This is a genomic window from Sphaerotilus sulfidivorans, from assembly GCF_013426975.1.
Lineage (GTDB): Bacteria > Pseudomonadota > Gammaproteobacteria > Burkholderiales > Burkholderiaceae_C > Sphaerotilus > Sphaerotilus sulfidivorans.
The window spans coordinates 73,849-81,703 of the sequence record NZ_JACCPY010000017.1; the positions used below are offsets into that span (position 1 = coordinate 73,849).

General features: G+C 67.2%; 7 protein-coding genes. 4 read left to right on the forward strand and 3 right to left on the reverse strand.

Annotated elements, in window-relative coordinates; all coding sequences use genetic code 11:
• Nucleotides 1–40 precede the first annotated feature (40 nt).
• From HZU84_RS11835 to HZU84_RS20980, 3 genes are all read right to left on the reverse strand, one after another.
• Nucleotides 41–1,780: a PhoH family protein gene (locus HZU84_RS11835; RefSeq protein WP_149503409.1), complete on the reverse strand. Its 1,740-nt coding sequence runs from the start codon at nucleotides 1,778–1,780 to the stop codon at nucleotides 41–43.
• A 160-nt stretch (nucleotides 1,781–1,940) separates the two neighbouring features.
• Nucleotides 1,941–2,417, reverse strand: coding sequence for a peroxiredoxin (locus tag HZU84_RS11840; protein WP_149503410.1), 477 nt, complete (start codon nucleotides 2,415–2,417; stop codon nucleotides 1,941–1,943).
• Between the two features lie 104 nt (nucleotides 2,418–2,521).
• Nucleotides 2,522–2,905: an Mth938-like domain-containing protein gene (locus tag HZU84_RS20980; protein WP_149503411.1), complete on the reverse strand. Its 384-nt coding sequence runs from the start codon at nucleotides 2,903–2,905 to the stop codon at nucleotides 2,522–2,524.
• A gap of 129 nt (nucleotides 2,906–3,034) precedes the next feature.
• Here HZU84_RS20980 and HZU84_RS11850 point away from each other — a divergent pair, with 129 nt between their 5' ends.
• From HZU84_RS11850 to HZU84_RS11865, 4 genes are all read left to right on the forward strand, one after another.
• On the forward strand, nucleotides 3,035–4,264 hold the full coding sequence (locus HZU84_RS11850) for a pyridoxal phosphate-dependent aminotransferase (RefSeq protein WP_149503412.1): 1,230 nt from the start codon (nucleotides 3,035–3,037) through the stop codon (nucleotides 4,262–4,264).
• A 120-nt stretch (nucleotides 4,265–4,384) separates the two neighbouring features.
• A complete protein-coding gene (locus tag HZU84_RS11855; RefSeq protein WP_149503413.1) occupies nucleotides 4,385–5,701 on the forward strand; it encodes a homoserine dehydrogenase in 1,317 nt (438 codons plus the stop codon).
• Nucleotides 5,702–5,718: 17 nt separating this feature from the next.
• Complete coding sequence (locus HZU84_RS11860; protein WP_149503414.1) at nucleotides 5,719–7,086, forward strand: hypothetical protein; 1,368 nt, start codon at nucleotides 5,719–5,721, stop codon at nucleotides 7,084–7,086.
• Between the two features lie 8 nt (nucleotides 7,087–7,094).
• Nucleotides 7,095–7,855: hypothetical protein (locus HZU84_RS11865; RefSeq protein ID WP_219340925.1), on the forward strand; the 761-nt coding region annotated here is incomplete at its 3' end.

The window sequence follows — 7,855 nt, forward strand, 5'->3', positions numbered from 1 at the left end:
CGGGGTGATGGCAGGCTCGTCGGCCGAGCCTGCAGACCGGTCAGAGCACCTCGGAGGCGAAGTCCGCCAGCCGCGAGCGCTCGCCGCGTGCCAGCGTGATGTGGCCCGCGTGCGGCCAGCCCTTGAAGCGGTCGACCGCGAAGGTCAGGCCGGACGAGCCCTCGGTGAGGTAGGGCGTGTCGATCTGCGCCAGGTTGCCCAGGCAGATGATCTTGGTGCCGGGGCCGGCGCGGGTGATCAGCGTCTTCATCTGCTTCGGCGTCAGGTTCTGCGCCTCGTCGATGATGACGATCTTGTTCAGGAAGGTGCGCCCGCGCATGAAGTTCAGGCTCTTGATCTTGATCTTGCTGCGCACGAGATCGTTGGTCGCCGCGCGGCCCCATTCGCCGGCGCTGGTGTCGCCGCGCGCCAGGACCTCCAGGTTGTCGTCGAGCGCGCCCATCCACGGGCTCATCTTCTCCTCCTCGTTGCCGGGCAGGAAGCCGATGTCCTCGCCGACCGGCACCGTCACCCGGGTGACGATGATCTCGGTGTAGCGGCGCTCGTCCAGCACCTGGCTGAGCGCGGCGGCCAGCGTCATCAGGGTCTTGCCGGTGCCGGCGGTGCCGGTCAGCGTGATGAAGTCGCAGTCCGGGTCGGTCAGCAGGTTCAGCGCGAAGTTCTGCTCGCGGTTGCGCGCGGTCACGCCCCAGACGGAATTCTTCGCGTGGGTGAAGTCCTTGAGCGTGCGGATGACGGCGGTCTTGCCGGTGATCTCGGTGACGCGCGCGTAGAGCGGCGCGTTGCCCGGGCTCTCCAGATAGACGAACTGGTTGATCATCAGCGAGGGCACCAGCGGCCCGCTGATCCGGTAGAAGGTCGAGCCGGCCTGCTGCCAGCTCTCCATCGTCTTGCCGTGGCGCTCCCAGAAGTCGCCCGGCAGCTGCAGCACGCCGGTGTAGAGCAGGTCGGCGTCTTCGAGCGTCTTGTCGTTGAGGTAGTCCTCGGCAGCCAGGCCCAGCGCGCGGGCCTTGATGCGCATGTTGATGTCCTTCGACACCAGCACGACCTCGCGCTCGGGCTGCTGCGTGCGCAGCGCCTGCACCACGCCGAGGATCTGGTTGTCGGCCTTGCCCTGCGGCAGGCCGTCGGGCAGCTTGAAGTCGACGAAGGTGGTCTGGAAGAACAGCTTGCCGCCGGCCTCGCGGTGGCCGGTGCGCGCCAGCGCGATGCCGGCGCCCGGGTCGAAGTCCTTGGCATCGCCCTGGCTGGCGGCCAGCGCGTCGAGCTCGCGGCTGACCTGGCGCACGTTGCGCGAGACCTCGCTCATGCCCTTCTTGTGGCCGTCCAGCTCCTCGAGCGTGATCATCGGCAGGTAGACGTCATGCTCCTCGAAGCGGAACAGCGACATCGGGTCGTGCATCAGCACATTGGTGTCGAGCACGAAGAGCTTGGCCGGGCCGCCGGTGCTGGCGCGGTTGCGACGGGGCCGGGTCGCCGGGGTCGGTGCAGCGGCTGCAGCTGCGGCCGCTGCCTTGGCGCGGGGCGCACGTGCCGGCTTGACCGGCGTGGCCGCTGAAGCTGGCGCCTTGGCCTCGACCGGCACCGGAAGAGCGATCGCCGCGGTGATCGGCGGCGCGGCCACCGGCTGCTGTGGCGGCTGGAGTTCGAGTGCGCTGCTGTCCTCGACGGCGGCTGGCTTGGGCAGCGAGCGTCGTGACGGTTTCGGCGCCGACTGGGCGTCGAAGGCGGAAGGGTCGAGGACGGAGCCGCGCTTGGCAGGGGGTTTGGGCAGAGGCATGAGCGAAAGCGTCAACGTGAAAAGAAAAAGCCGCACAGCAAGCTGGGCGGCTTCTCGATCGGGGAATGCGGTTCAGGGCTTACGCGCATGAACCCATTATGCACAGGACGCTGCAGGCGCCAAGGCCCGCTGTCACGGTACCAATCCGACTCAATCCGGCTCAAGCCGGCTTCTTCAGCTCCTGAACAGCCTTCAGGACGTCCTCGACATGACCGGCGACCTTGATGCCGCGCCATTCGGTGCGCAGCAGGCCTTCGGGGTCGATCAGGAAGGTCGAGCGCTCGATGCCCTTGACCTTCTTGCCGTACATGATCTTGTTCTTCACGACGCCGAACATGTGGCAAAGCTTCTCTTCGGTGTCGGCGATCAGCTCGAAGGGCAGCTCGAGGTTCTGCTTGAACTTGTCGTGCGAGGCCATGTTGTCGCGCGACACGCCAAAGACCACCGCGCCCGCGTTGGCGAAGTCCTTGTGGTGGTCGCGGAACTGCATCGCTTCGGTGGTGCAGCCGGGCGTGCTGTCCTTCGGGTAGAAATACAGCACCACCGTCTTGCCGAGGAAAGCCTGGGGGGTGAACTTCACGCCACCGGTTGCATTCGCTTCAAATTCCGGCAGAGGTTTGTTGAGAGCGGGCGTCATGCAAGTTCTGTAGTCTTGTGGATCCCTGATGGGGATAAGCCCATCATTATACTGCCAGTTCAAGGCTCGTTCTGACGTGCCCGGCTTCGTCCGGGCGGGGGATTTCAGCCGATGATCAGCGCCGCCACGGCACGCCGGCCTTCGCTGACCAGCACGTTGTAGGTGCGGCAGGCGGCGGCGGTGTCCATGCACTCGATGCCGATGCGCGCCTCGATCAGGCCGCGGGTGATCGACGGATGAACGAAGCGCAGCGTGCGGCCGCTGCCGAAGATCACCAGCTCCGGCTTCAGCGCCAGCAGCGCGTCGAAGTCCTCGCGCTGCAGCTCCTCGACGCGGCTGCGCGGCCAGGCGACCACCTCGCCGCGCCAAGGCACGATGACGCTGCTGCGCCACTGCACCAGCGCGCTCTGGTTGTTGATCGAGACGGCGTCGGTGGCGGTGCTGAAGATGGCGTTGACGCCATCGAGTCGGTCGGGCTGGAGTTTCACGGCAGGGCGGCAGGGGCAGGATGCGCTAAATTCTAGCCTTTGGCCGACAATGGCCGCCCCGGCTGTCCCCCTGCGTCCCGTACCGTTTCTCCGGCGCTTTCCTCCTCTACATCGCGAACAGGATCCCTCGTGCTCAAGACCGTCGCCAAGTCCGGCAAGCTCGCCAACGTGTGCTACGACATCCGTGGCCCGGTGCTGGAAAAGGCCCGCCAGATGGAGGAGGAGGGCCACAAGATCATCAAGCTCAACATCGGCAACCTGGCGGTGTTCGGGCTGGAGCCGCCCGACGAGATCGTGCAGGACATGATCCGCAACCTGCCGCACGCGGCCGGCTACACCGACTCCAAGGGCCTGTTCGCGCCGCGCAAGTCGGTCGTGCACTACACCCAGGAGAAGGGCATCCGCGGCGTGACCGTCGACGACGTCTACCTGGGCAACGGCGCCTCCGAGCTGATCTCGATGGCGATGAACGCGCTGCTCGACGACGGCGACGAGGTGCTGATCCCCTCGCCCGACTATCCGCTCTACACCGCGGTGGTGGCGCTGTCGGGCGGCCGCCCGGTGCACTACCTCTGCGACGAGTCGTCGGAGTGGATGCCCGACCTCGACGACATCCGCGCCAAGATCACCCCGCGCACCAAGGCGCTGGTGATCATCAACCCGAACAATCCGACCGGCGCGCTCTATCCGGAGCCGGTGCTGCAGGGGCTGATCGAGATCGCCCGCCAGCACCAGCTGATCGTCTTCGCCGACGAGATCTACGACAAGACGCTGTTCGACGGCCACAGCCACACCAGCATCGCCTCGCTGGCCGACGATGTGCTGATCCTGACCTTCAACGGCCTGTCGAAGAACTACCGCTCCTGCGGCTACCGCGCCGGCTGGATGGTGGTCTCGGGCGACAAGCGCCATGCGCGCGACTACATCGAGGGCCTGAACATGCTGGCCTCGATGCGGCTGTGCGCCAACACGCCGGGCCAGCTGGCGATCCAGACCGCCTTGGGCGGCTACCAGAGCATCAAGGACCTGGTCGCGCCGGGCGGTCGGCTGTGCCGCCAGCGCGATCTGGCGCACCGGCTGCTGACCGAGATCCCGGGCGTGTCCTGCGTCAAGCCCAAGGCGGCGCTCTACATGTTCCCGCGCCTGGACCCGAAGATGTACCCGATCCAGGACGACCAGCAGTTCGCCTACGAGCTGCTGGCCGAGGAGAAGGTGCTGATCGTGCAGGGCACCGGCTTCAACTGGCCGACGCCGGACCATTTCCGCCTCGTCTTCCTGCCGAACTCCGACGACCTGACCGACGCGATCGGGCGCATCGCCCGCTTCCTCGACGGCTATCGCCGGCGGCATGGCGCCTGAGCCTGCGCGCTCAGCCGCCTCCTGTCTCGTTTCTCTCGCTCCTCTCTCGCCTGCACCGTCGGAACTCCGGTGCAGTTTCTCACCCAAGAGACGGCGCAGTCACAAGCGCCACCCGTTCGCATGAAACCCATCCAAGTCGGCCTGCTGGGCATCGGTACTGTCGGTAGCGGCACCTTCAACGTGCTCACTCGCAACCAGGAAGAGATCCGCCGTCGCGCGGGCCGCGGCATCGAGATCACGATGGTGGCGGACCTGAACGTCGAGCGCGCCCGCGAGATCGTCGGCGACCGCGCCCGCGTCGTGGCCGATGCGCGCGAGATCATCGCCAATCCCGAGATCGACATCGTCATCGAGCTGATCGGCGGCTATGGCATCGCCCGCGCGCTGGTGCTCGAAGCCATCAACGCCGGCAAGCATGTGGTCACCGCCAACAAGGCGCTGCTGGCGGTGCACGGCACCGAGATCTTCGCAGCGGCCAGCGCCAAGGGCGTGATGGTGGCCTTCGAGGCCGCGGTGGCCGGGGGCATCCCGATCATCAAGGCGCTGCGCGAGGGCCTGACCGCCAACCAGGTGCAGTGGGTCGCCGGCATCATCAACGGCACGACCAACTTCATCCTGTCGGAGATGCGCGACAAGGGCCTGGACTTCGACGTGGTGCTGAAGGAAGCGCAGCGCCTGGGCTATGCCGAGGCCGACCCGACCTTCGACATCGAGGGCGTCGACGCCGCGCACAAGGCGACGCTGATGAGCGCGCTGGCCTTCGGCATTCCGGTGCAGTTCGACAAGGCGCATGTCGAGGGCATCACGAAGCTGGCCGCGGCCGACATCCGCTATGCAGAGCAGCTCGGCTACCGCATCAAGCTGCTGGGCATCGCCAAGCGCCGCGACGACGTCGGCGGCATCGAGCTGCGCGTGCACCCGACGCTGGTGCCGGCCAAGCGCCTGATCGCCAATGTCGAGGGCGCGATGAACGCGGTGATGGTGCAGGGCGACGCGGTGGGCACGACGCTCTACTACGGCAAGGGCGCCGGCTCCGAGCCGACCGCCTCGGCGGTGATCGCCGACCTGGTCGACATCACCCGCCTGCACACCGCCGACCCCGACCACCGCGTGCCGCATCTGGCCTTCCAGGCCGACGAGCTGCGCGACACGCCGGTGCTGTCGATCGATCAGGTGCGCACCGCCTTCTACCTGCGCCTGCGCGTGGCCGACCAGAAGGGCGTGCTGTCGTCGATCACCTCGATCCTGGCTGCCTCCGACATCTCGATCGATGCGGTGCTGCAGCGCGAGTCCAACGAGGGCGAGCACCAGACCGACGTCATCATCCTGACGCACGAGACCCAGGAAGGCGCGATGCGCGCCGCGCTGGCGCAGATGCAGGCGCTGCCGACGGTGCTGGCGCCGATCGTGAGTCTGCGCAAGGAAGAGCTGGCCTGAGCCAGCGGAGGCGTTCGATGGCCCAGCTCTCCGATGTCAAGACTCTCTACCGCGCGCTGGATTTCGAGCGGGAGCTGAATCTGGACGACCCTGCAGATGCCGCGCTCTATGTCGCCAATCTGCATTGCGACGGCGGGATCTCGCCGGTGGACGAGCTGCGGGCCAACATCGAGCTGTCGGATCGCCCTGGCACCTGGCTGTTCACCGGTCACCGCGGGGTCGGCAAATCGACGGAGCTGCGCCGCATGGCGCATGACCTGCGCCAGACCGGCGACTACTACGTGGTCGTCGCCGACATGGAGAAGCGGCTCAACCTGGGCGAGGCGGTCAAGCTCGAATCGCTGCTGGTGTCGCTGGCCGCCGCCCTGGCGGATCAGGCCGATCGGGATCTGGGCAGCACGGCCGGGCAGCACACCTATGCCCGCCGCCTGTGGGACTGGCTGACGCGCACCGAGATCAACCTGACCGGCCTGGGTGGCAAGCTGTCGGCCAGGGCCAGTGAGCAACTCGGCGGCGAGGTGAGCTTCACGGCGCAGCTGCGCGACAACCCGAGCTTCCGGGCGGAGGTGCAGCGGGCGCTGGAGTCGTCGCGAGGGGCTTGGTTCGAGGAGGTCAAGCGCTTCATCGCCTCGGTGGTCGACGACATCAAGCGCCTGCGTGGCGTGCAGATGGAGGTGGTGCTGATCCTCGACTCGCTGGAACGCCTGCGCGTGTCCGGGCCGAATGCCAAGGAGTGCTACGAGGCCATCATCCAGGTCTTCGACGTGAGCGGCCAGTACCTCAAGCTGGAGCATGTCCACACCGTCTACAGCGTGCCGCCCTTCCTGCCGTTCCTGGTGCCGCGCATCGGCGGGTATCTCGGGGTGGATGTGTGCAAGCTGCCCCATGTGAAGGTGTTCACGACACCGGATCTGACCAAGGGCGCCCAGCCCGTCACGCCGCATGCACCGGGCATTGCCGGGATGGTGCAGAGCGTGCAGCGACGTTTCCCGCGGATCGAGGAGATCATTCCGCTGCCGATGCTGGAGCGGCTGGCGCTGGCGTCCAGCGGCAGCGTGCGCGACTATTTCCGGCTCATCAAGTCCGTCTGTGCCAAGGCGACGGTGATCCGGCCGGCCTTGCCCCTGCCGGATGACAGCTTGCCCGCCACTGCCGAGCGCACGCTGCGCGACGAGATGCCGCTGGCCGAGGACGACCTGAAGCACCTGGCGCAGGTGCGCGTGCGCCACGGGGTCGCGCTCGACAGCATGGACAACCTGCACAAGGTGGCACGGCTGTTCGATGGCGGGCTGATCCTGTCGTACCGCAACGGCATCGGCGACTGGTGCGAGGTGCAGTACCTGCTGCACGACCAGGTGGCGCCCTATCTGCCCCAGCCTGCCTGAGCGCGGCGGTGGATGCCGACCAGGTCTGGCAGGAGATGCGGCTCCACATCGAGTGGGCCGAGGGTTTCTGTCTGTGTGTCGTCTTCACCGACCAGACACGCGAATTGCTGCGATTGCAGCAGCGACTCGCCGACGCCTGGCAGTGGCGCACGGCCGCCATCACCGTCATCCGCCCGCCTGACGCCGAATCGGCGGTCGAGCATGTCTTTTCGGAGCTGGAGCAGCACCGTGCCCGCCTGCCGGACGTTCAGGTGCCCGTATGGCTGGACCTCTGCACCGCGCCAGACGCTGAAAATGCCCTGGCGCCTTGGGAACGGGCCCGTCACCACAGCGTGGCGCGCCTCAACGAAGCCCGCTCTTGGCTGATGCGCGACCTGGCGCGGCCGCTGGTGCTGTGCCTGCCCTTGCACTGGTCGAGCCGGCTGGCCACCGAGGCGCCGGATCTGTGGCATGTCCGCGCCTATTCGGCCCGCATGCAATCCGTGGTGCCGGTCGACCCCGTGCCGGCGCAGCCCGTATCGTCGGCGCCCGCCGACGGTGAGGCGATCCATTGGGCGCAGTGGTCTGCCCATGTCGCGACGATGGCCGAGGAGGTGCTTCGATTCCGTCGATTGCGCGAGACGCTGGGAGACAGCCCGCAGCTGCTGAGGGATCTGTCGATCTCGCTGGACAAGCTGGGAGATGCGCAGCGCAAGGCAGGGCAAGGCGGACAGGCGCTGGAGGCGTACCGGGAGAGCCTGGGCCTGAGGCAGCAGTTGCGAGAGGTGCT